Here is a 20,273-nt window from a genome sequence, read left to right on the forward strand (position 1 = left end):
TCATGAGGCACAGAATCAGTCGCCGCGCAAGATCGCGAGCATGCGCAGAATCTCGAGGTACAGCCAGATGACGGTCACCATGATGCCGAAGGCTGCCTGCCAGCCCCAGACGGCAGGGGCGCCGCGCTGCACGCCCGTCTTGATCGACTCGAAGTCGAGCACGAGCGAGTATGAGGCGAGCAGGATCACAAAGATGCCGATGATGACGCCCCACGGAATGCCGAAGATAAAGCTGGGCTCACTGCGCAGTCCGAATGCCGAGTCTGTCACGCCAAAGATCATCAGGCCCAGGTTGATGAGTGAGAACAGCATGTACCCGACGATCGCGACGAGGAAGACCTTGGTAGCGCGCTTTGAAGCGCGAATCTTGCCGCTCGCAAAAAGCGCAAGCACCACTCCGACGACGGCGAAGGTTCCCAATACCGCTTGCGTCACGATTCCGGGGTAGATCGTCTCGAAAATGCCCGAGATGCCCCCGACGAACAGGCCCTGCACGGCCGCGTAAGCAAGCACGAGGCCGGGAGACGGCTTCTTCTTGAAGATGTTGACGAGGGCGAGCACGAAGCCGATGATCGCGGCGGGAATCGTCAGCGCGGGAATGAACCATCCGATCGCTGCGCCGACGAGCAGCACGAAGAACGCCACGACGGTCTTGACGATCGTGTTCTCGTAAGTCATGCGGTCCATCTGCTCGGGCGTCGCCGCCGAGCGCGCGTACAGCTCGTCGAGCTGCTGAGCCGAGGGCTCTTGAGTCCACTGGATCGCCTTCGTGGCGCTCTGCGTGAAAGCAGGTGAGTTCGAGAATGCGGGGTTCGAGGAGGCCATAAGAGCAGTGTAGAGAATCTCTCCGCGAATGCGCTTCACCCAGGCTCAGCAGCGGCTGTGGGGCGTGCCCCTCGCGCGAGCGCGGCAGCCCACCACGCAGAGCCGACGAGCACGACGGTCGAGATCGACATCGCGGCGAGCATCCCGTCGTATTCGCTGAAGACGGCCACCGCGACCACGCCGTTGAGCAGCACGGGCCCGAGCGCCAAGTAGCTGCGGGCTGGCCGGTGCCGCACGATGAGCCAGCAGACGAAGGGCACGGTGAGAGTCCACATCGACTGCGGGCCGGTCAGCAGCAGCCAGACCACGAGGGTGCTCGGCAGCAGGGGCACCAATCGCCTCCATGCCGTCGCCGGCATGAGCAGCCAGCCGAGAACGTGCGCGGACGACCCGACGATGAGCGGGATGAGGTTGAGGGTGCTCGCTGCCTGCAGGTGCACGAGGCCGCCGGCGATCAGCACGAGGCCCACCACGACGCGCTCGCGGTAGCGCCCCCAGCGCAGCTCGAGCTGGGCGGCAGCCTCTGGCACTGCCGCAGTAGCGCTCATCCCGTGAGCACCTGCCAGATGACCACGCCGGCGATGATGGCGCCGACGAGCCAGAGGTAGCCGAGGCCGACCGCGACCCAGGCGATCACGACCCCTCGCTCGCGACCCTTCGATCGTGAGATCTGCCCGGCTGCGATGTGCCCGAAGAGTGCGGCGAGCGGGCTCAGCAGTATGGCGAGGATGAGTGCGGCGACGGCCAGGGCATTGAGGGGGCGGTGCTCGCGGCGGGCTCGCCTCGACGAGGGCTCGTCGAGTGAGACCCCGGGCACTCCCGCGAGCAGATCGGCCCTCGGCTCGCCAGCAGCGAGAGGCGCCGCGGCGGGCGCGGGCGGCGACGACGGGGTCATCAGCGACGGCGGCGGCTCGGGAGTGACGGCGCTCATGCTCAGACGCTATCGCGTAGCGTGGTCGCCGTGACTGAGCCAGGGCCCGCGTCGTCGACGCACCACCCCCAGCCCCCGCTCGTCATCGCGCACCGCGGCGCCAGCGGGTACCGCCCTGAGCACACCGAGGCGGCCTACCGGCTCGCGCTCGCGCTCGGTGGTGAGGCGATCGAGCCCGACGTCGTGGCGACTCGCGACGGCGAGCTCGTGCTGCGCCATGAGAACGAGATCTCGGGCACGACCGATGTGGCCGATCACGCCGAGTTCGTCGATCGTCGCACGACGCGCGAGATCGACGGCGAGCGCGTCACCGGCTGGTTCACCGACGACTTCACGTGGGCCGAGCTCTCGACGTTGCGGGCTCGAGAGCGGTTGCCGAAGGTGCGTCAGGCCTCAGCCCGCTTCGACGATCGGTTCAGCCTGCTGCGGCTGCGCGACCTCATGCGCCTCATCGACGACGCACCGCCCGTCCCCGGCACAGGGCGCCCTGTGCGCCTGGTCGTCGAGGTCAAGCACGCCACCTACTTCGCGGGCCGCGGCCTGCCGCTCGACGAGCTCGTGGCGGACGAGCTGCGCGACTGGGGTTCGCCGGGCCAGCTCGTGGTCGAGTCGTTCGAGCAGACCGTGCTCACCGAACTGCGAGAGCGCGGTCTGCCTGCCGAGTATGTCTACCTGCTCGAGAAGTCGGGCAGCCCCGCCGACCTCGTCGCCCGCGACGGTGCCTCGGCGCTCACCTTCGCCGACCACCTGACGGATGCTGGGCTCGCGCGACTGCGCGCGGCAGGCATCGACGGGGTCAGCGTCGACGCCTCTCTGCTCGTCACGGCGGCCCCCCGGGGTGCGGGCCAGCCTGGCTCTGCCTGGGTGCCGCTCGACAGCGGCCTCGCGGCATCAGACCTCGTCGCTCGCGCTCACGCGGCGCGCCTCAACGCCTACACCTGGACCTTGCGGCCCGAGAACCGCTTTCTGCCCGCCCCGTGCCGCATCGGCCCAGCGGCAGCGGCCCACGGCGACTGGCTCACGTACTTTCAGTCGGTCATGCGCACCGGTGTCGACGGGGTCTTCGCCGACCACCCCGACCTCGCGCTCGAGGCTCGCGCGGCACTGTGAACGAGCCGTCGCCCTCCACGGCGCGCGTCGGCGCATCGACCTAGACTGGGTCGGTCATGAGCACCCCTGCCGCCGCTGCCGTCACCGACGCTGACCCGCTGCTCGACGGGCTCAACCCGCAGCAGCGCACAGCGGTGCTCAGCCGGTCGCAAGCGCTGCTCATCGTGGCGGGCGCCGGGTCGGGCAAGACCGCGGTGCTCACGCGCAGAGTGGCTCGGCTCATCCGCGATCGAGAGCTCTGGCCGAGCCAGATTCTCGCCATCACCTTCACCAACAAGGCGGCAGCCGAGATGCGCGAGCGCGTCGAGCTGCTCGTCGGCCGCGAGGCTGCCCAGGGCATGTGGATCTCGACGTTCCACTCGGCGTGCGTGCGCATTCTGCGCCGTGAGGCTGAGCACTTCGGGTTCGGTGCGGCGTTCACGATCTACGACTCCGCCGACTCCCGTGCCCTCATCAAGCGCATCGTCAAAGAGATGCAGGCCGACACCATGGGCTTCACGGTGAGCGGAGTCGCTGGCAAGATCTCTCGGCTCAAGAACGAACTCATCGACGCCGAGGGCTACAGCCGCCAGCTCAACCCGAATGATCCGACCGAGGTCATGTTCCTCGAGATCTTCCGTCGGTACTCGGCCGAGCTGCGCCGGGCCAACGCCTTCGACTTCGACGACCTCATCGCGCAGACGGTCTATCTGTTCCGCGCCTTTCCGACAGTGGCGGCGCTCTACCAGCGGCGCTTCCGGCACATCCTCATCGACGAATATCAAGACACCAATCACGCGCAGTACGCCCTCATTCGTGAGCTCACGCGCCCGGTCGAGCCGCAGCATGTGCCAGACGACACTCGTGTCGAGCTCGACTCGAGCGGGGGCATCCCCGGTGCGAATCTCACCGTGGTCGGCGACTCCGACCAGTCGATCTACGCCTTCCGTGGCGCCGATATTCGCAACATCGTCGAGTTCGAGCGCGACTTCACGGGCGCAGAGGTCGTGCTGCTCGAGCAGAACTACCGCTCGACGCAGACGATTCTCGACGCAGCCAACGCGGTCATCGCCAACAACTTCGACCGCATCGCCAAGAACCTGTTCACGGCGGTCGGCGCCGGCGACAAGATCGTCGGCTTCACGGGCTACAGCCAGCACGACGAAGCGCAGTTCGTCGCCGACGAGATCGGCACGCTGCATGACTCTGGCATGCCATATAGCCAGATCGCGGTGTTCTACCGCACCAACGCGCAGACCCGAGCGCTCGAAGAGATCTTCATCCGCTCGGCCATCCCCTACCGCGTGCTCGGCGGCACCAAGTTCTACGAGCGAGCCGAGATCAAAGACATGATGGCCTACCTCATCGCGGTCGCGAACCCGTCCGATGGCCTCGCGATGCGGCGCATCCTGAACACCCCGAAGCGGGGTATCGGGCCGGCGACCGAGACCGCCTTGGCGAATCACGCCGACGAGCTGGGCGGCACCATGCACGATGCGCTGCGCGACGCCGCCGCCCTGGGGCTCGGCCCGAAGGTGACGAGCGCCATTCTCGACCTCGCGACGCTGCTCGACGATGTGGCAGAGAAGATCGAGTCGATGCCGGTTCCGGATGCCCTCACGACGATCATCGAGCGCACCAAGTACCTCGAGCTACTGCGAGGCAGTCGCGACCCGCAAGACGAAGCGCGGGCAGAGAACGTCGAAGAGCTCGTGGCGGTGACGCGCGAGTTTCAGAAGAACAACCCCGAGGGCCGGCTCGTCGACTTTCTCACCGAGGTCGCGCTCGTCGCGGCCGCCGACGACCTCGATGACTCGAGCGGCACGGTCTCGCTCATGACCCTGCACACCGCGAAGGGCCTCGAGTATGACGCCGTCTTCATCACCGGAGTCGAAGAGAACCTGCTGCCGCACCAGATGAGTGCCGCTGAGCCGGGCGGCCCCGCCGAAGAGCGGCGCCTGTTCTATGTGGGCATCACTCGCGCCCGCAAGAAGCTGCACGTGAGCCTCGCCATGACGCGCTCGACCTTCGGCGACACGACCGTCGCGAGCCCGAGCCGATACCTGCAAGAGATTCCCGCTGAGCTGATCGACTGGCGCGACTCTCCGGGAATGGGCACTCGGTCGTCGACCCGAAGCCTCGGTGGGGGTCGCGAACGGTTCAGCTACGGCACGTCGCTGCCAGCAGGCAAGCCCAAGACCGAGTGGGCGAACCGGGTGACGGCAACCGTGCGCGACAACGGCGACCTCACCCTCGCGGTGGGCGATCGCATCAGGCACGTCGACTTCGGAGACGGAACGGTGAGCGCCGTGACCGGTGTCGGGGCGAAGAGCATCGCCGAAGTGCAGTTCGACACGGCCGGGCGCAAGCGCCTGCTCATCAAAATAGCTCCGATCGAAAAGCTGTAGCTTTTCGAGCAGACTTTCTGTTCAACGCTTGTCCGCGTTGAACCCGATCGAAAAGCTGTAGCCATAATGGGGTAACACGTCGACCGTAAGGATGCGCGATGGATCTCACAGTGGTGCACCACCCGTTCGGAGTGGCCGAGGTCTCGGTCGCCGGCCGCCTCAACATGGTGACCGCCGCACGCATGCGGGAGGCCATCCAGAGCGCGATCGATGACAACCACCCGAACGTGGCTGTCGACCTCTCACGGGTGGTGTTTCTCGATTCGTCTGGCCTCGGTGCGCTGATCGCGGGGCTCAAAGCGGTGCGGGCGGCAGGAGGAGACCTGCGGCTCGTGCGCCCCGCAGAGCAGGCTCAGCTGGTGCTCGAGCTCACCAACATGAGCTCGACGCTCAAGAGCTACGATTCGGTGGGCGACGCCTTCACTCATGCCTGAGGTCATCGCCCGTTCGGTGCGCTTGAGCAGCCCCCCGGACACGGTCGACACGGTGCAAGATCTGCTGGCCACGATCTGGGCGCAGACCCCCGGGCTCGACCCGGCCGATCGCATGGGAGCCGAACTCGCGATCGTCGAGCTCACGGCCAACGTGATCGAGCACGCGAACGAGGGCGGCGAGATCAGCTTCTCGCTCAACATCGTCGTGTACGACGACCGTATCGAGGCGACCGTGACCGACGGGGGCTCGGTCGATCGCGTCGAGCTCGCCGATCGTGAGATGCCCCACACGCTCGCTGAGCGGGGGCGGGGCCTTCCGCTCATGGAGGCACTCAGCGACAGCGTCGAGCATCGCCGCGTCGAAGGCGTGAATCACTGGACAGTCGTGCGGGCTCGACGGGCCGCATCGGCACCGGCTCGCAAGCCGATGCCGTCGATCTCGATCGCCGGCGTCATCGACGAGATGGCGCGTCAGCGCGCCCTCGACGACATGGGCATTCTCGACACCCCGCCGGAAGAGCGGTTCGATCGTGTGACCCGGCTTGCCGTGCAGCTGTTCGGTGTGCAGAGCGCTGCGGTGAACTTCATCGATCACGACCGGCAGTGGTCGAAGTCGATCGTGGGGCCGGCGAGCCCCGAGATCAGCCGCTCGAAGTCGATGTGCTCGCTCGTGGCGCAGTCAGGAGAGCCGCTCGTGGTCGGCGACATGACGGTCGACGAACGCTACGCAGACAAGGCCGACCCAGACACGATCTCGTTCTACGCGGGTTTTCCGCTGCAGGCCCCCGGCGGCGAGCGCATCGGCGCGTTCTGCATCTACGACCCTCGCCCTCGGCACTTCTCGGCCCGAGAGACCGAGATGCTTCGAGACCTCGCCGTGTGGGTGCAGCAAGAACTGACGGTGAGCCAAGAGCTCAGCAGGGCGTCTGAGGTGCAGCAGGGTCTGCTGCCGCAGAAGCTCCTCAGCATGCCGGGGTGGTCGATCGCTGGCGTGTGCATTCCGGCACGGGCAGTGGGCGGTGACTTCTACGACTGGTACCCGGTGGGGGAGGGGGCGGCGATCACGCTCGCCGACGCCATGGGCAAGGGAATCGGCGCGGCGATCATCGCGGCGACCGTGAGGGCGGTGCTGCGTTCTGCCTCTCGGTTCGGCGACGTGGCGGGCGCGGTCGACGCGGCCTCGGCCGCGCTCTCGATCGATCTCGACAGCGCCGGAGTGTTCGTCACGGCGTTTCACGGGCGCCTCGACATGGATTCTGGAGTGCTTTCATACGTCGACGCAGGTCACGGCCTGTCGGTCATCGCTCATGCCGACGGCACCTCGCAGCGGCTCAGGTCGGCGTCACCGCCCCTCGGCGTCAGCGTCGAGACCGAGTGGTCGCAGCAGCAGGTCACGCTCGAGCCCGGTGACACTCTCGTGGTCATGAGCGACGGTGTGCTCGACCTCTACGACGGCACCCTCGGCTCGCTCGACAATCTGGTCGCCCTCGCCATGCTCACGAAAGACCCGTGGGAGATCATCGACGCCATTCGGGCACGCGCTCGCGGCGCACGCGCAGACGACGTGACCATGCTCGTGGTGCGGCGCGACGACGACGCCTGACGGTCACGGCGTGCTCGACGCGACGGTACAGTAGACACTGCGATTTGTCTCGATATCGAGAAATCTCGACGTCGAGAGACTGATCGCGCTTCCTCTTTCTTGAGCACGCGGATGGGACGAACAGCGTGGATCTTTTCGAGTATCAGGCCCGAGACCTCTTCGAGAAGCACGGTGTTCCCGTGCTGCCGGGCATCATCGCCGACACCCCTGCCGAGGCTCGCGCGGCCGCCGAGTCGATCGGCGGGGTGACGGTCATCAAAGCCCAGGTCAAGATCGGTGGTCGAGGCAAGGCTGGTGGCGTCAAGGTCGCCAAGACTGCTGACGAGGCCGAGCAGCACGCGCAGAGCATCCTGGGCCTCGATATCAAGGGCCACGTCGTGAAGCGCGTCATGGTCGCCGCCGGCGCCGACATCGCTGAAGAGTACTACTTCTCGGTGCTGCTCGACCGCGCCAACCGCAACTATCTGGCATTGTGCAGCTTCGAGGGCGGAGTTGAGATCGAGCAGCTGGCCGAAGAACGGCCGGATGCCCTGGCTCGCGTCGCCGTCGACCCAGGTCGCGGCATCGACCTCGAGGTCGCTCGTGAGATCGCCACCGCAGCGAAGTTTCCCGCCGACCTGGTCGACACGGTCGCGCCGGTGTTCGTGTCGCTCTACGACGTCTTCGTGAAAGAAGACGCCACGCTCGTCGAGGTCAACCCGCTGGTCAAGACAGGCTCCGGGGCCATCGTGGCGCTCGACGGCAAGGTGAGCATTGACGAGAACGCCGAGTTCCGTCAACCGCACCACGCCGAGCTCGCCGACTCTGATTCGGCCGACCCGCTCGAGGCGAAGGCCAAGCAGTATGACCTCAACTACGTGAAGCTCGATGGCGAGGTCGGCGTCATCGGCAACGGCGCCGGTCTCGTGATGTCGACGCTCGATGTCGTCGCCTATGCCGGCGAGGCCCACGGCAACGTGAAGCCCGCCAACTTTCTCGACATCGGCGGCGGCGCCTCGGCCGAGGTCATGGCCGCGGGGCTCGACGTCATTCTCGGCGACCCCCAGGTTAAAAGCGTGTTCGTCAACGTCTTCGGAGGTATCACGGCGTGCGACGCCGTCGCGAACGGCATCGTGAAGGCACTCGAGATTCTCGGTGACTCCGCCACCAAGCCGCTCGTGGTGAGGCTCGACGGCAACAACGTCGACGAGGGTCGGCGCATTCTGGCGGCCGCGAATCACCCCCTGGTGACGCTCGCCACCTCGATGGACGACGGCGCCGACAAGGCCGCCGCGCTGGCTGCGAAGTAAGGGACCACGAACCATGTCGATCTTTCTGACCAAAGACTCCAAGGTCATCGTTCAGGGCATCACGGGCGGTGAGGGCACCAAGCACACCGCTCTCATGCTCAAGGCCGGAACCCAGGTGGTCGGTGGCGTCAACGCTCGCAAGGCGGGCACGACCGTGGCCCACACGGCAGCCGACGGCTCGGCCATCGAGCTGCCGGTGTTCGGCAGCGTGGCCGAGGCGATGGCGCAGACGGGTGCCGATGTTTCGATCGCGTTCGTGCCGCCTGCGTTCGCGAAAGACGCCGCGATCGAAGCCATTGATGCGGGAATCGGTCTTCTGGTGATCATCACCGAAGGAATCCCGGTGCAAGACTCCGCCGAGCTCTGGGCGCACGCCCAGGCCAAGGGCAATGCCACGCGCATCATCGGCCCGAACTGCCCCGGCATCATCACGCCGGGCGAATCGCTCGTGGGCATCACTCCGGCGACGATCACCGGCAAGGGCCCGATCGGCCTCGTGTCGAAGTCGGGCACCCTGACCTACCAGATGATGTACGAGCTGCGTGATCTGGGCTTCTCGACCGCGATCGGTATCGGGGGCGACCCGATCATCGGCACGACGCACATCGATGCGCTCGCCGCCTTCGAGGCTGACCCTGAGACGAAGGCCATCGTCATGATCGGCGAGATCGGCGGCGATGCAGAAGAGCGTGCTGCCGACTTCATCAGGGCCAATGTGACCAAGCCGGTCGTCGGTTACGTTGCCGGATTCACGGCCCCTGAGGGCAAGACGATGGGCCACGCCGGCGCAATCGTCAGCGGCTCTGCAGGAACCGCGCAGGCCAAGAAGGAAGCCCTCGAGGCGGCCGGAGTCAAGGTCGGCAAGACGCCGAGCGAGACGGCGACTCTCATGCGTGAGGTCATCGCGGCGCTGTAGCTGACCGGGGCGCCCACTCGCGGCGCTCGTGGGCGACTCGCGGCACGCGCCGAGGGCCTTCGCTCAGTCGTCGTGGGCAATGACCTTCGGCGGCCACTCTGAGTAGCCGAGCTCGCGCGAGATGTTGCGCGCGGTCTCGCGAAGGTCGTTGAGCACGCCCGCTTCGGGCGGCCACTCGCTCGAAGGCATGACGACCGAGACTGCTGCGATGACCGCACCGCTGCGATCGACCACGGGCACGGCCACCGACGACTCACCGAGCACGGCTTCGTCTTCTTCCATGGCCAGGGCCCGTTCGGCGACTCCGGCGAGTTGCAGGCGAAGCGTGGCGGGGTCGGTCACGGTGTCGCCCGTGAGCGCGCGCAGCGGCTTGGCGAGCAGCTCGTCGGCGGCGCTCGGGTGATATGCGAGCAGCACCTTGCCGAGCGCCGAAGCGTGGGCAGGTATGGTGATGCCCGTTTCGAGCATCTGCTGGCTGCCGTCGGGGCGACGGTTGTGGTGAATGATGATGACCTCGTCAAAGAGTTCGGCGCCCAGTCGCGTCGAGAGCCCGGTGCGTCGAGCGAGTTCACGGGTCCAGCGCATGGCGCGCGCCCGAACGTCGAGGGTGTCGAGGTAGACGTTCGAGAGCTTCAGCAGCGCGGGGCCGAGCATGTAGCGCTGGCTGCCCGGCTCTTTGGCCACCAGCCCGTGGGTCTGCAGCGATTTGACGATGCCGTGCACCGTCGAGGGGGGCAGCTCGAGAATGCCGGCAAGCTCGGTGATGCCCAGGTGCCGAGCACCCTGCAGCGATGACAGCACGCGCGCGGCGCGGTCGATTGCTTGGATCACCGATGAACCTTTCGTGGGGTCTGACCATTATGCGCGCGAACTGATCGCATCTTGTGCAGATTCAGTCTTGACATGCCCCCGTTTTGCGGCAAGTATTCGACATTATCGAATGACGTTCCAGAATCGTTCGGGAACGTGGGGCACGGAGCCCATCGATGATCCGCATGTTCGAAGGAGCACATATGGATGACAACCGGCAGTGGCAGAAGCTCGCCGCCGAATTTCTGGGCACGGCCTTCCTCGTCTTCGTCGGGGTGGGCTCGGTGCCGGCAACTCTCATCGTGAACGGTGACGCGCCGTTCACGATGGCCGATCTGGGCATGATCTCGCTCGCGTTCGGCACCATCGTGGTCGTCACGGTCTACGTGTTCGGCTACATCTCGGGCAACCACATCAACCCGGCTGTCACGATCGGTCTCGCGGTCGCAGGCAAGTTTCCCTGGCGACAGGTGCCGGCATACCTCGCCGCGCAGCTGCTCGGTGCGATCGTCGGCGCCTTCACGATCGTCGGCGTGCTGGGCATGCGCGCGAGCGAGGTCGGCCTCGGCGTCGCCAGCTATGCGAGCGAGACCCCCTGGTACCAGGCGTTCTTCGCCGAGTTCGTCGGCACCTTCTTGCTGGTCTTCGCCGTCTTCGGCGTGATCTACCGCAAGGCCTCGCCCGGCTGGGCGGGGCTCGCCATCGGGTTCGTGGTCTTCGCCGCCATCATTCCCGTGGCTCCGACCACGGGCGCTTCGATCAACCCCGCGCGCACCACCGGCCCCATGCTTGTGCAGCAGATACTGGGCGGCGAGGTCGCCTGGGAGCAGTGGCCGGTCTACGTCGGGGCCGAGCTGCTGGCGGGAGTTCTCGCCGCGCTCACCTTCGCACTGATTGCACACACCTCGACCGACAAGACTGGTCTGAAAGACACCCTCGCGAAGCAGGACGGAGAGGTTCGATGAAGAAACTGATCAATGCACCCGAAGCGGTGCTCGCCGATGCGCTCAAGGGCATCGAGGCCGCGCACCCCTCGCAAAGGGTCGACCACGTCAACCGGGTCATCTACCGCGCCACCCCGAAAGATCACGGCACCGTCGCGCTCGTGAGCGGCGGCGGGTCGGGTCACGAACCGCTGCACGGCGGCTTCGTGGGCTTCGGGATGCTCGACGCAGCCTGCGCAGGAGAAGTGTTCACGTCTCCGACCCCCGACCAGATGCAGGCGGCCACGACTGAGGTCGACCGGGGCGCGGGAGTGCTGCACATCGTCAAGAACTACACCGGCGACGTCATGAACTTCGAGATGGCGGCCGAGCTCGCGGCGATGGAGGCCAAGGTCGAGGTGAAGACGGTCGTCGTGAACGATGACGTCGCCGTGCAGGATTCGCTCTACACGGCGGGCCGTCGCGGAGTCGGTCTCACGGTGCTGCTCGAGAAGATCGTCGGGGCGGCTGCAGAGCAAGGTCGCAGTCTCGACGAGCTGGTGACCCTGGCCGAGGCGGTCAACGCCACCGGTCGGTCGATGGGCATGGCCCTTACGAGCTGCACGGTGCCCGCCGCGGGCAAGCCGACCTTCGACCTGCCAGACGACGAGATGGAGATCGGTGTCGGCATTCACGGCGAGCCTGGTCGTCACCGTGTTCCACTGGCCGACGCACGACACATCGCAGAGCAACTGGTCGAGCCCATTCTCGGCGACCTCGACTTCGGCGGCGCGCCGTCGATCGTCATGCTCAACGGCATGGGCGGCACGCCCATGATCGAGCTCTACCTCATGTATGGCGAGGTCGCGGCAATTCTCGAGAAGCACGGCGTCACCGTGGCTCGTACGCTCCTGGGCAACTACATCACCTCGCTCGACATGGCCGGCTGCTCGGTGACGGTGCTGCGCGCCGACGACGAGATGCTCTCGCTGTGGGACGCCCCGGTCGAGACTCCCGGCTTGCGCTGGGGTCGCTGACTCGGGCATCGGCCAGAATTCGCACATCAAGGAGAACCATGAGCGACACCCTCACCATCGACGGCTTCATCGCCTGGCTCGCGGCATTTCACGCGAGCGTCACCGAGCAGAAGTCGTACTTGACCGAACTCGACTCGGCGATCGGCGATGCCGATCACGGTTCGAACATGGCCCGCGGAATGGCCGCGGTGATGGAGAAAGTGGGCGACGCTCCCGCGGCGACCGCCGACGAGTTGTTCAAAGTGGTCGGCATGACCCTTGTCACCTCGGTCGGCGGCGCCAGCGGGCCCCTGTACGGCACGTTCTTTCTGCGACTCGGCATGGCCGCGGGCCCCGTGACTGAGTGCGACGCTGCCGCGCTCGCCACGGCACTGCGCGCAGGTCTCGACGGCGTGGTCGCGCGAGGCAAGGCAGAAGCGGGCGACAAGACCATGTTCGACGCGATGTCGCCGGCGCTCGATGCTCTCGATGCGTCGGTCGCGGCGGGTGCCACGCTCGCCGAGGCCACCGCGGCTGCGCGCGATGCCGCCGCGGCCGGCCGCGACGCCACTGAACCGCTCGTCGCCCGCAAGGGTCGAGCGAGCTATCTCGGTGAGCGCAGCGCCGGCCATCTCGACCCGGGTGCGGCGTCGACCGCTCTCTTGTTCGACGCTCTCGCGCGGGTCGCAGCAGCATGAGCTCAGTCGGTGTCGTCGCCGTCTCGCACAGCCGCGCACTGGCCGACGCGGCCATCGCGCTCGCTCTCGAGATGACGAGTCAAGGCGGCCCGGCCATTGCCGCTGCGGCCGGCTCGGCCGAGGGCGGCACCGGAACCGACGCCGCCCGCATCGCGGCCGCGATCACCGAGGTCGATTCGGGCGACGGCGTGGTGGTCATCATGGATCTCGGGTCGGCGATCATGAGCGCCGAACTCGCCCTCGAGTTTCTCGAGCCCCCGCTCGCCGATCGAGTGAGACTCGTCGCGGCACCCTTCGTCGAGGGCATGCTCGCAGCCGTCGTGCGCGCGGCCGGTGGAGCACCGCTCGATGAGGTCGCCACCGAGGCGGCAGCGGCTCTCACCCCGAAGCTCGAGCACTTGGGGGTCGCGACGGCGCCTGCCCTGCAGCCGACTGCCGACGGCGGAGCGCCTGATGCCACCGCTGAGGTGGTCGTGCGTAATGCTGCTGGCCTGCACGCTCGACCCGCCGCGATCATCGCGGGCGTAGCGGCAGAGTTCGAGTCGGCCGTCACGTTGAGTGCCGGCGACCGAGCACCAGTCTCGGCAGCGAGCCCGATCGGCATCGCCACGCTCGCCGCGAAGGCGGGCACGGTCGTGCGCATCTCAGCTCATGGTCATGACGCGGGGGCCGCTGTCGCTCGACTGCACGAGCTCATCGACGAAGGCTTCGGCGAAGAGCTGGTCGGCGCAGAGGCGGGGCCTGCGGCCCCTGCAGAGCCAGCTGCCGCTGAGACCGTGCCGCTGACGACCGGCCCGATCGGCGTGAGCGGAGGGCGGGTGATCGGCCCCGTCGTGGTGCTGCGCCGCAGCGTGCGTGAGCCCGATCCGGCCGAGCGGCTCGCCGAGGGTGACATCGAGGCGGCCGTCGAGGCGACGACGGATGCTCGAGAGCGAGTTGCCGATGACTATCGAGCGCGCGCGGCCAGCGTCGATGGGCAGCGTCGCGCGGTGCTCGAGGCGACCGTGGCGATGGCGAACGATCCGGCGTGGATGACGGGGGTGACCACGCGCATCCGCGAAGCCCGCTTGAGCCCAGCGCGGGCGACGTGGGAGACAGCGGCAGAGCTCGTCGAACAGTATCGGCAGGCTGGCGGTCTCTTCGCCGAGCGCATCACCGACCTGCTCGACGTGCGCAACCGCCTCGTGGCGGCGCTGCGGGGCGAGCAGCCGCCGGGAATCCCTGATCGCAGCGAGCCATACATCCTCATCGCCGACGACCTCGCTCCGGCAGACACGGTGACTCTCGACCCGTCGATCTGCCTCGCCCTCGTCACCGAGCAGGGCGGCCCGACGTCGCACACCGCGATCATCGCGCGCGAACTCGGGCTGCCCGCCATCGTCGGCCGCGCTGGGGCAACAGAGATCGCCGATGGCACGCTCGTGCTCGTCGACGGAGACACGGCAGAGTTCATCCTCTCTCCCGACCACGCGGCGCAGGCCACGGCGACAGGCGTCATCACCCTTCCCCCGTTCGTCGGCCCGGGCGGCACCGCCGACGTCCACCGCGTGCTACTGAGCGCCAACGTCGGAGCGCCGCGAGATGTGGCGCGCGCGGTCGAACGAGGAGCCGAAGGGGTGGGGCTGTTCCGCACCGAGTTCTGCTTTCTCGACCGAGACACCGAGCCGACCGTCACCGAGCAGGTGGCCGACTACCGCGCGGTGTTCACGGCGTTTCCTAGCCAGCGAGTCGTCGTGCGCACGCTCGACGCCGGCAGCGACAAGCCGTTGCCCTTTCTCACCGCCGACAACGAGCCGAACCCGGCGCTCGGTGTTCGTGGCGTCAGAACGGCACGGCGAGACCCCGGCGTGCTCGAGCGCCAACTCACGGCGATCGCTGAGGCAGCGGCAGCCGAGAGCGCCGACGCCTGGGTCATGGCACCCATGATCGCCACGCTGGCCGAGACCGAGCAGTTCGTCGCCCTCGCGCGCAGTGCGGGCATCGCGACCGTCGGGGTCATGATCGAGACGCCCGCGGCGGCGCTCACGGCGCGCGAGCTCATGGCTGTCGTCGACTTCGTCAGCATCGGCACCAACGACCTCGCGCAGTACACCCTGGCGGCCGATCGCATGGTGGGGGACCTGGCCGACCTCGCCGACCCCTGGCAGCCCTCACTGCTGCGACTCATGGCGATGATCGGCGAGGCCGGTGCGGCGACGGGCACCCCGGTCGGGGTGTGCGGTGAGGCCGCCGCCGATCTCGCGTTGAGCGCCGTGCTCGTCGGCCTCGGAGCCTCGAGCCTGTCGATGGCGGCCCGCGCGATCACTCCCGTCGGGCGCCGACTCGCCGACGTGACGCTCGATGACTGCAGAAGGGCCGCGCACGCGGCCGTCGAGGCACCCGATGCGCGCCGAGCTCGTGACGCGGCACGCAGCATTCTGGGCTGAGGGCGCCGCGCCCTCGGCGCGGGCGGTCGGCGCGCGCGCCCGACCGCAGTAGGCTCGCGAGCGCCATGACCCGCCGCCTGACCGTCATCTACAGTGCCCTCGAGGCGCTGCTACTCGTGGGGCTGGGCATCGCGGCTCCGTTGAGCATTCTCACGGTGATGTGGGCGGCGCACTACGGCTTCCAGCTCGACTGGGTGATCTTTTGGCACGCGGCCGTCATTATCTGGATGCTCGGCCACGGCGTCACCGTCACCTTTCAGCTCGACCCCGAGGTGGCCGAGTCGCTCGAGCTGGTGGCCGTCGCCGACCCCATCGTGGTCACTCTCGCGCTCAGCGGCTTCGCGCTCGTGACAGCGCTCGCAGGGGTGGCGCTCGGGCGCCGACTGCGCACTCAGCGGCATCGCATTCTCGGTGAGCTGGTCGCGATCACGGGGGTGACGCTGCTCTCAACGCTCGTCATGCTGAGCGCCGCGAACGCCGCGGCACTGCCCTCCCGCTGGCAGGCGGTGCTCTTTCCGGCGCTCGTCTACGGCCTCGGAGTGGCGATCGGGTCGATCGGTGCGACGAACCCGGCGCGAGTGCGGCTGCGCGCGCTCATCGACGACGGGCCGCAGCCGCTCACGGCCGCTCTCGGGGCGGGGCTGCGGGCGGGGCTCGGAGCCGTCGCGACGGTCGCCGCCGCTGGCTCTCTGCTCACGACAGCAGCGCTCGTGCTCGGCTATGGCCAGGTGATCGCGCTCTATGAGGCGCTGCAGGTCGATGTGCTGGGCGGGGTGGCACTCACTGCACTGCAACTGGCTCTGGTGCCGACCCTCGTGATCTGGTCGGCCGCCTGGCTGATCGGGCCAGGGTTCGCGATCGGCGCCGGGTCGACTGTGAGCCCCATCGGGGTGTCGCTCGGCCCGCTGCCGGCGCTTCCCGTGCTCGGGGCGCTGCCGACCGAGCCTTCACCGCTCGGCTTTGCCACGATTCTCGTGCCGGTGCTCGCCGCGTTCGTCGCGGGAGTCGCGGTGCGCCAGCGCATCATGCGCCGCATCGGCGACGCAGCGCTGTGGCCCTGGGCGCTCGCAGCAGCGACGGTCGCCGCGGGGGTCGCGGCCATCGCCGCCGCCTTTCTGGCCTTCGTCGCCGCCGGATCCGCCGGCCCCGGGCGCCTCGCGGTCGTCGGCCCCGACCCGATGGCGATTGCCCTGTGGATGTTCGCCGAGACCCTCATCGGAGCTGCCCTCGGCCTGCTTGCCGGCGGTGCGCGGGCACCTCGGCACGAAGCCCCCGTGCGCACGCGGTAGCCTGGGCGCGTGCTGAGGGTCGTCGTGCTGATCTCGGGCGGCGGGTCGAACCTGCGCGCTCTTCTCGAGCAGTGCCGTGACCCTGAGTACCCCGCGCACGTCGTCGCGGTCGGAGCCGACCGCGACGCAGAGGGGCTCGCGCACGCCGAAGTGTTCGGCATTCCGTCGTTCACGGTGCCCTTCACGTCATACTCGTCGCGCGACGAGTGGGGTGCCGAGATGCTCGCGTCGATCACCGAGTGGCAGCCCGACCTCGTCGTGCTGAGCGGGCTCATGCGCATTCTGCCGCCCGTCGTCGTCGACGCACTCGCCCCCCGCCTGATCAACACTCACCCCGCCTACTTGCCCGAGTTTCCCGGCGCCCACGGCGTGCGCGACGCGCTCGCCGCAGGGGTCACGCAGACAGGGGCGAGCGTCATCGTTGTCGACTCCGGGGTCGACACGGGCCCCGTGCTCGCACAAGAACGAGTGCCCGTGTTGCCCGACGACACCGAAGACCGCCTGCACGAGCGCATCAAGCCTGTCGAGCGGCGCCTGCTCATCGACGTCGTTCGCGGCATCGCTGACGGGTCGATCGAGCTCGGCGCAGCATCCACCCACTGACGATCACTGGAGACACCGATGGCCGGACCCGCCCACGACCCCGCCCTGTACCGCGACCGCGACGCGATTGCTGTGCGTCGCGCACTCGTGAGCGTCAGCGACAAGACCGGCCTGCTCGAGCTCGCGGCGACGCTCGCCGCGGCCGGTGTCGAGATGGTGTCGACCGGTTCGACGGCGGCGACTATCGCGGCGGCAGGGCATCCGGTGACCGAAGTGGCGCAGGTGACGGGCTTCGCCGAGACGCTCGACGGGCGCGTCAAGACGCTGCACCCGAGCGTGCACGCCGGCATTCTCGCCGACCTGCGGCTCGAAGCGCACGAGGCCCAGCTCGCCGAGCTCGGGGTGGCCCCGTTCGACCTCGTCATCGTCAACCTCTATCCCTTCGTCGAGACCGTCGCGTCGGGGGCGCAGGGTGACGCAGTGGTCGAGCAGATCGACATCGGTGGGCCCGCGATGGTGCGCGCCGCCGCCAAGAACCACGCGAATGTCGCCATCATTGTCGACCCCGCCGATTATCGTCTGGTGACCAAGGCGATCACGCTGGGCGGCACCACCCTTCTGCAGAGGCAGCGATTCGCCGCGAAAGCCTTCGCGCACACGGCCGCCTACGACACCGCGGTTGCAGGCTGGTTCGCCGACAACCTCGGCGTGCGCGGCGATCACCCCGCCGCCGACGGCAGCCCGTCGACGATTGATGTGAGGGCGAGCCTGCAGCAGGTGCTGCGCTATGGCGAGAACAGCCACCAGCGCGCCGCCCTCTACCGCGCCGACGGCTCGCACGGCATCGCCCAGGCGACGCAGCTGCACGGCAAAGAGATGTCGTACAACAACTTCGTCGACGCTGACGCCGCCGTGCGGGCGGCCTACGACCAGTCTCAGCCCGCCGTCGCGATCATCAAGCACGCCAACCCCTGCGGTATCGCCGTCGGCTCGTCGATCGCCGCCGCCCATGCCGCAGCCCACGCCTGCGACCCCGTCTCGGCATTCGGGGGAGTGATCGCCGCCAACCGCGTCATCACGCGCGAGGCAGCCGAATCGATCGCGCCCATCTTTACCGAGGTTGTCGTCGCGCCGGGCTTCGAGCCCGAGGCACTCGACGTGCTGCGTGAGAAGAAGAACATCCGGCTGCTCGAGCTGCCCGCGGGCTTCACGCTACCCGACGTCGAGCTGCGGCAGGTGAGCGGCGGGTGGCTGCGACAGAGCGCCGACCGCACGTTTGCGGCAGCGGCCTCGTGGAGCCTCGTCTCCGGGTCTCCGGCGTCGGCCGAGCATCTCGCCGACCTCGAATTCGCCTGGCGCGCGTGCCGCGCCGTCAAGTCGAATGCGATTCTGCTGGCCTCGGGCGGAGCATCCGTCGGCGTGGGCATGGGGCAGGTCAACCGCGTCGACTCATGCCACCTCGCCGTATCGCGCGCCGGTGACCGGGCTCGCGGCTCGGTCGCCGCGTCTGACGCGTTCTTCCCCTTCGCCGACGGTCTGCAGGTGCTCATCGACGCGGGCGTCGCGGCCGTCGTGCAGCCCGGCGGCTCGGTGCGCGACGACGAGGTCATCGCGGCGGCGCACGCAGCCGGCGTGACCATGTACCTCACGGGCGAGCGGCACTTCTTCCACTAGCTCGCGCAGTAGCGTTGTCAGCATGACCCCCCTCGCTCGCCGCCTGCTCGACTCTGCCCTCGCCGCGTTCGCGGTCGCCCTCGTCACGCACCTCGTGACGATCGTGCTCTACTCGGCGATCAACGGCGCGACGCTCGATGTTCTGGTGCAGCTCAACGGCATCTTCGGGTTCTCGTCGCTGCTGCTGTTCGTGTTTCTGACGATCGTCGGCACGGCGCCCATCTTCGAGCACCCACTGCTCACCGCGCTCGTCGGCGTGCTCGCTGCATTCGTCGCCTCATGGCTGGGCGCGCTGCTCGCGCTCGTCGCCTCGGGCAACGCGATCTCGGGCGAGCTCATCGACTACTTGTGGGTGAGCGTCTTCGGCTTCAACCTGCTGTTTCAGGTCGTCGCGGTGCTCTCGCTCGTGACGGTGGGGCGTCGCGTCATCACCATGCGCGCGGCGAGCCGCCCGGCGCGGCGCATTGCGATCGTGCGGATGCCCTCCGCACGTCTCGCCGAAGGCGAGGTGACTCACCTAGAGCACGTGCCCGTCGACGCCGACCTCGCCGATCAGCAGTGGGAGGCCTATGTCGAGACGCTGCGCGCCGAGGGCTTCACGATCGTCGATGTTCCTCCGGCCGACGAGCTGCCCGACTCGGTGTTCGTCGAAGATGTGCTCGTCGTCATCGGATCGACCGCTGTCGTCACGCGGCCAGGAGCAGACTCGCGCAAGCCCGAGGTCGATGCCGCCGAGCAGACGGCCCGAGAGCTCGGGCTGCGCATCGAGCGCATCGTCGCTCCTGGCACGCTCGACGGCGGTGACGTGCTGCAGATCGCCGACACCATCTACGTCGGCCGCGGGGGTCGCACCAACGCCGAGGGCATCCGTCAGCTGCGTGAGATCGCCGGCCGACTGGGCCGAGAGGTCGTCGCGGTGCCCGTGTCGAGAGTGCTGCACCTGAAGAGCGCGGTGACGGCGCTGCCCGACGGAACAGTGGTCGGGCATCCCTCGACGGTCGATGACGTGTCGATGTGGAGGTCGTTCTTGCCGATGCCCGAGCCCGAAGGCGGCCACGTGGTCGTGCTCGGTGACGACCGCGTGCTCATGGCGGCGTCGGCGCCCGAAAGTGCCGAGCTCATCAGGTCGCTCGGCTACCGCGTCGTGACCGTCGACATCAGCGAGTTCGAGAAGCTCGAAGGCTGTGTCACGTGCTTGAGCGTGCTCGTGCGCTGAGGGCTCTCGATAACGCCCGAATCACGATTGCGCCTCACGTCGACAAAGGTATGACCTGAGGCATAGTCTGGAGGGCTGCCCGCCGACCGCGAGCCGCACCACAGCACGCCACCACCACGCCACCGCATCCACCGCACACCGCTGCGGCCACGAGCCGCAGCGACACCTCGAGGACCAACTGTG

Annotated in this window: 18 protein-coding genes; 14 read left to right on the plus strand and 4 right to left on the minus strand. The window is 68.0% G+C overall.

From position 1 onward, the window contains the following. Positions 1-15 precede the first annotated feature (15 nt). From KIT89_RS11775 to KIT89_RS11785, 3 genes are read right to left on the minus strand one after another with little or no spacing between them, the layout of a single operon-like run. Positions 16-825 carry a Bax inhibitor-1/YccA family protein gene (locus KIT89_RS11775; RefSeq protein WP_297601877.1) on the minus strand — a complete coding sequence of 270 codons (810 nt, stop codon included), beginning with the start codon at positions 823-825 and terminating at the stop codon, positions 16-18. Positions 826-860: 35 nt separating this feature from the next. Continuing rightward, positions 861-1,373 (minus strand): hypothetical protein, encoded by a 513-nt coding sequence (locus tag KIT89_RS11780; protein WP_297601879.1) that lies wholly within the window; start codon positions 1,371-1,373, stop codon positions 861-863. Beyond that, the gene (locus KIT89_RS11785) at positions 1,370-1,756 is read right to left on the minus strand and encodes a DUF4190 domain-containing protein (RefSeq protein ID WP_297601881.1); all 387 of its coding nucleotides are present in this window, start codon (positions 1,754-1,756) and stop codon (positions 1,370-1,372) included. Before KIT89_RS11785 ends, KIT89_RS11780 begins: the two co-directional genes overlap by 4 nt. Before the next feature lie 30 nt (positions 1,757-1,786). On the opposite strand from KIT89_RS11785, the gene KIT89_RS11790 reads away from it, so the two are divergent. The 6 genes from KIT89_RS11790 (at position 1,787) to sucD (ending at position 9,495) form a co-directional block, all read left to right on the plus strand. Then, positions 1,787-2,866 carry a glycerophosphodiester phosphodiesterase family protein gene (locus KIT89_RS11790; RefSeq protein WP_297601883.1) on the plus strand — a complete coding sequence of 360 codons (1,080 nt, stop codon included), beginning with the start codon at positions 1,787-1,789 and terminating at the stop codon, positions 2,864-2,866. A gap of 56 nt (positions 2,867-2,922) precedes the next feature. After that, positions 2,923-5,253: an ATP-dependent helicase gene (locus KIT89_RS11795; protein WP_297601885.1), complete on the plus strand. Its 2,331-nt coding sequence runs from the start codon at positions 2,923-2,925 to the stop codon at positions 5,251-5,253. Positions 5,254-5,351: 98 nt separating this feature from the next. Continuing rightward, positions 5,352-5,687, plus strand: a complete 336-nt coding sequence (locus KIT89_RS11800; protein ID WP_297601887.1) for an STAS domain-containing protein — start codon at positions 5,352-5,354, stop codon at positions 5,685-5,687. Next, entirely contained in the window at positions 5,680-7,290 is a 1,611-nt protein-coding gene (locus KIT89_RS11805; RefSeq protein ID WP_297601889.1) for a SpoIIE family protein phosphatase, read from the plus strand. Before KIT89_RS11800 ends, KIT89_RS11805 begins: the two co-directional genes overlap by 8 nt. 125 nt (positions 7,291-7,415) lie before the next feature. Further along, positions 7,416-8,579 carry an ADP-forming succinate--CoA ligase subunit beta gene (sucC, locus tag KIT89_RS11810; RefSeq protein ID WP_297601891.1) on the plus strand — a complete coding sequence of 388 codons (1,164 nt, stop codon included), beginning with the start codon at positions 7,416-7,418 and terminating at the stop codon, positions 8,577-8,579. 13 nt (positions 8,580-8,592) lie between these two features. Then, on the plus strand, positions 8,593-9,495 hold the full coding sequence (gene sucD, locus KIT89_RS11815; protein WP_297601893.1) for a succinate--CoA ligase subunit alpha: 903 nt from the start codon (positions 8,593-8,595) through the stop codon (positions 9,493-9,495). Positions 9,496-9,558: 63 nt separating this feature from the next. Here sucD and KIT89_RS11820 read toward each other — a convergent pair whose 3' ends face one another. Beyond that, a complete protein-coding gene (locus tag KIT89_RS11820; protein ID WP_297601895.1) occupies positions 9,559-10,326 on the minus strand; it encodes an IclR family transcriptional regulator in 768 nt (255 codons plus the stop codon). Between the two features lie 182 nt (positions 10,327-10,508). Here KIT89_RS11820 and KIT89_RS11825 point away from each other — a divergent pair, with 182 nt between their 5' ends. From KIT89_RS11825 to ddaH, 8 genes are all read left to right on the plus strand, one after another. Then, positions 10,509-11,270 (plus strand): MIP/aquaporin family protein, encoded by a 762-nt coding sequence (locus tag KIT89_RS11825; RefSeq protein ID WP_297601897.1) that lies wholly within the window; start codon positions 10,509-10,511, stop codon positions 11,268-11,270. Then, positions 11,267-12,265: a dihydroxyacetone kinase subunit DhaK gene (dhaK, locus tag KIT89_RS11830; RefSeq protein ID WP_297601900.1), complete on the plus strand. Its 999-nt coding sequence runs from the start codon at positions 11,267-11,269 to the stop codon at positions 12,263-12,265. Before KIT89_RS11825 ends, dhaK begins: the two co-directional genes overlap by 4 nt. 38 nt (positions 12,266-12,303) lie before the next feature. Continuing rightward, positions 12,304-12,942 (plus strand): dihydroxyacetone kinase subunit DhaL, encoded by a 639-nt coding sequence (gene dhaL, locus KIT89_RS11835; RefSeq protein WP_297601902.1) that lies wholly within the window; start codon positions 12,304-12,306, stop codon positions 12,940-12,942. Continuing rightward, positions 12,939-15,368, plus strand: a complete 2,430-nt coding sequence (ptsP, locus tag KIT89_RS11840; RefSeq protein ID WP_297601904.1) for a phosphoenolpyruvate--protein phosphotransferase — start codon at positions 12,939-12,941, stop codon at positions 15,366-15,368. Before dhaL ends, ptsP begins: the two co-directional genes overlap by 4 nt. A gap of 65 nt (positions 15,369-15,433) precedes the next feature. Beyond that, on the plus strand, positions 15,434-16,657 hold the full coding sequence (locus KIT89_RS11845; protein WP_297601906.1) for a DUF6350 family protein: 1,224 nt from the start codon (positions 15,434-15,436) through the stop codon (positions 16,655-16,657). Between the two features lie 9 nt (positions 16,658-16,666). Then, complete coding sequence (purN, locus tag KIT89_RS11850) at positions 16,667-17,260, plus strand: phosphoribosylglycinamide formyltransferase (RefSeq protein ID WP_297601908.1); 594 nt, start codon at positions 16,667-16,669, stop codon at positions 17,258-17,260. Positions 17,261-17,278: 18 nt separating this feature from the next. Next, the gene (gene purH, locus KIT89_RS11855; protein WP_297601910.1) at positions 17,279-18,874 is read left to right on the plus strand and encodes a bifunctional phosphoribosylaminoimidazolecarboxamide formyltransferase/IMP cyclohydrolase; all 1,596 of its coding nucleotides are present in this window, start codon (positions 17,279-17,281) and stop codon (positions 18,872-18,874) included. Positions 18,875-18,896: 22 nt separating this feature from the next. Beyond that, on the plus strand, positions 18,897-20,090 hold the full coding sequence (gene ddaH, locus KIT89_RS11860) for a dimethylargininase (protein ID WP_297601912.1): 1,194 nt from the start codon (positions 18,897-18,899) through the stop codon (positions 20,088-20,090). Positions 20,091-20,273 lie beyond the last annotated feature (183 nt).

It is taken from the genome of Microcella sp. (genome assembly GCF_025808395.1).
In the GTDB taxonomy this organism is placed as follows: domain Bacteria; phylum Actinomycetota; class Actinomycetes; order Actinomycetales; family Microbacteriaceae; genus Microcella.

Excerpts from the sequence above, each read along its gene's own strand:
- KIT89_RS11775 (WP_297601877.1), bottom strand. The coding sequence starts at position 825 with ATGGCCTCCTCGAACCCCGCATTCTCGAACTCACCTGCTTTCACGCAG.
- KIT89_RS11780 (WP_297601879.1), bottom strand. The coding sequence starts at position 1,373 with ATGAGCGCTACTGCGGCAGTGCCAGAGGCTGCCGCCCAGCTCGAGCTG.
- KIT89_RS11785 (WP_297601881.1), bottom strand. The coding sequence starts at position 1,756 with ATGAGCGCCGTCACTCCCGAGCCGCCGCCGTCGCTGATGACCCCGTCG.
- KIT89_RS11795 (WP_297601885.1), top strand. The coding sequence starts at position 2,923 with ATGAGCACCCCTGCCGCCGCTGCCGTCACCGACGCTGACCCGCTGCTC.
- KIT89_RS11800 (WP_297601887.1), top strand. The coding sequence starts at position 5,352 with ATGGATCTCACAGTGGTGCACCACCCGTTCGGAGTGGCCGAGGTCTCG.
- KIT89_RS11805 (WP_297601889.1), top strand. The coding sequence starts at position 5,680 with ATGCCTGAGGTCATCGCCCGTTCGGTGCGCTTGAGCAGCCCCCCGGAC.
- sucD (WP_297601893.1), top strand. The coding sequence starts at position 8,593 with ATGTCGATCTTTCTGACCAAAGACTCCAAGGTCATCGTTCAGGGCATC.
- KIT89_RS11825 (WP_297601897.1), top strand. The coding sequence starts at position 10,509 with ATGGATGACAACCGGCAGTGGCAGAAGCTCGCCGCCGAATTTCTGGGC.
- dhaK (WP_297601900.1), top strand. The coding sequence starts at position 11,267 with ATGAAGAAACTGATCAATGCACCCGAAGCGGTGCTCGCCGATGCGCTC.
- dhaL (WP_297601902.1), top strand. The coding sequence starts at position 12,304 with ATGAGCGACACCCTCACCATCGACGGCTTCATCGCCTGGCTCGCGGCA.
- ptsP (WP_297601904.1), top strand. The coding sequence starts at position 12,939 with ATGAGCTCAGTCGGTGTCGTCGCCGTCTCGCACAGCCGCGCACTGGCC.
- KIT89_RS11845 (WP_297601906.1), top strand. The coding sequence starts at position 15,434 with ATGACCCGCCGCCTGACCGTCATCTACAGTGCCCTCGAGGCGCTGCTA.
- purH (WP_297601910.1), top strand. The coding sequence starts at position 17,279 with ATGGCCGGACCCGCCCACGACCCCGCCCTGTACCGCGACCGCGACGCG.
- ddaH (WP_297601912.1), top strand. The coding sequence starts at position 18,897 with ATGACCCCCCTCGCTCGCCGCCTGCTCGACTCTGCCCTCGCCGCGTTC.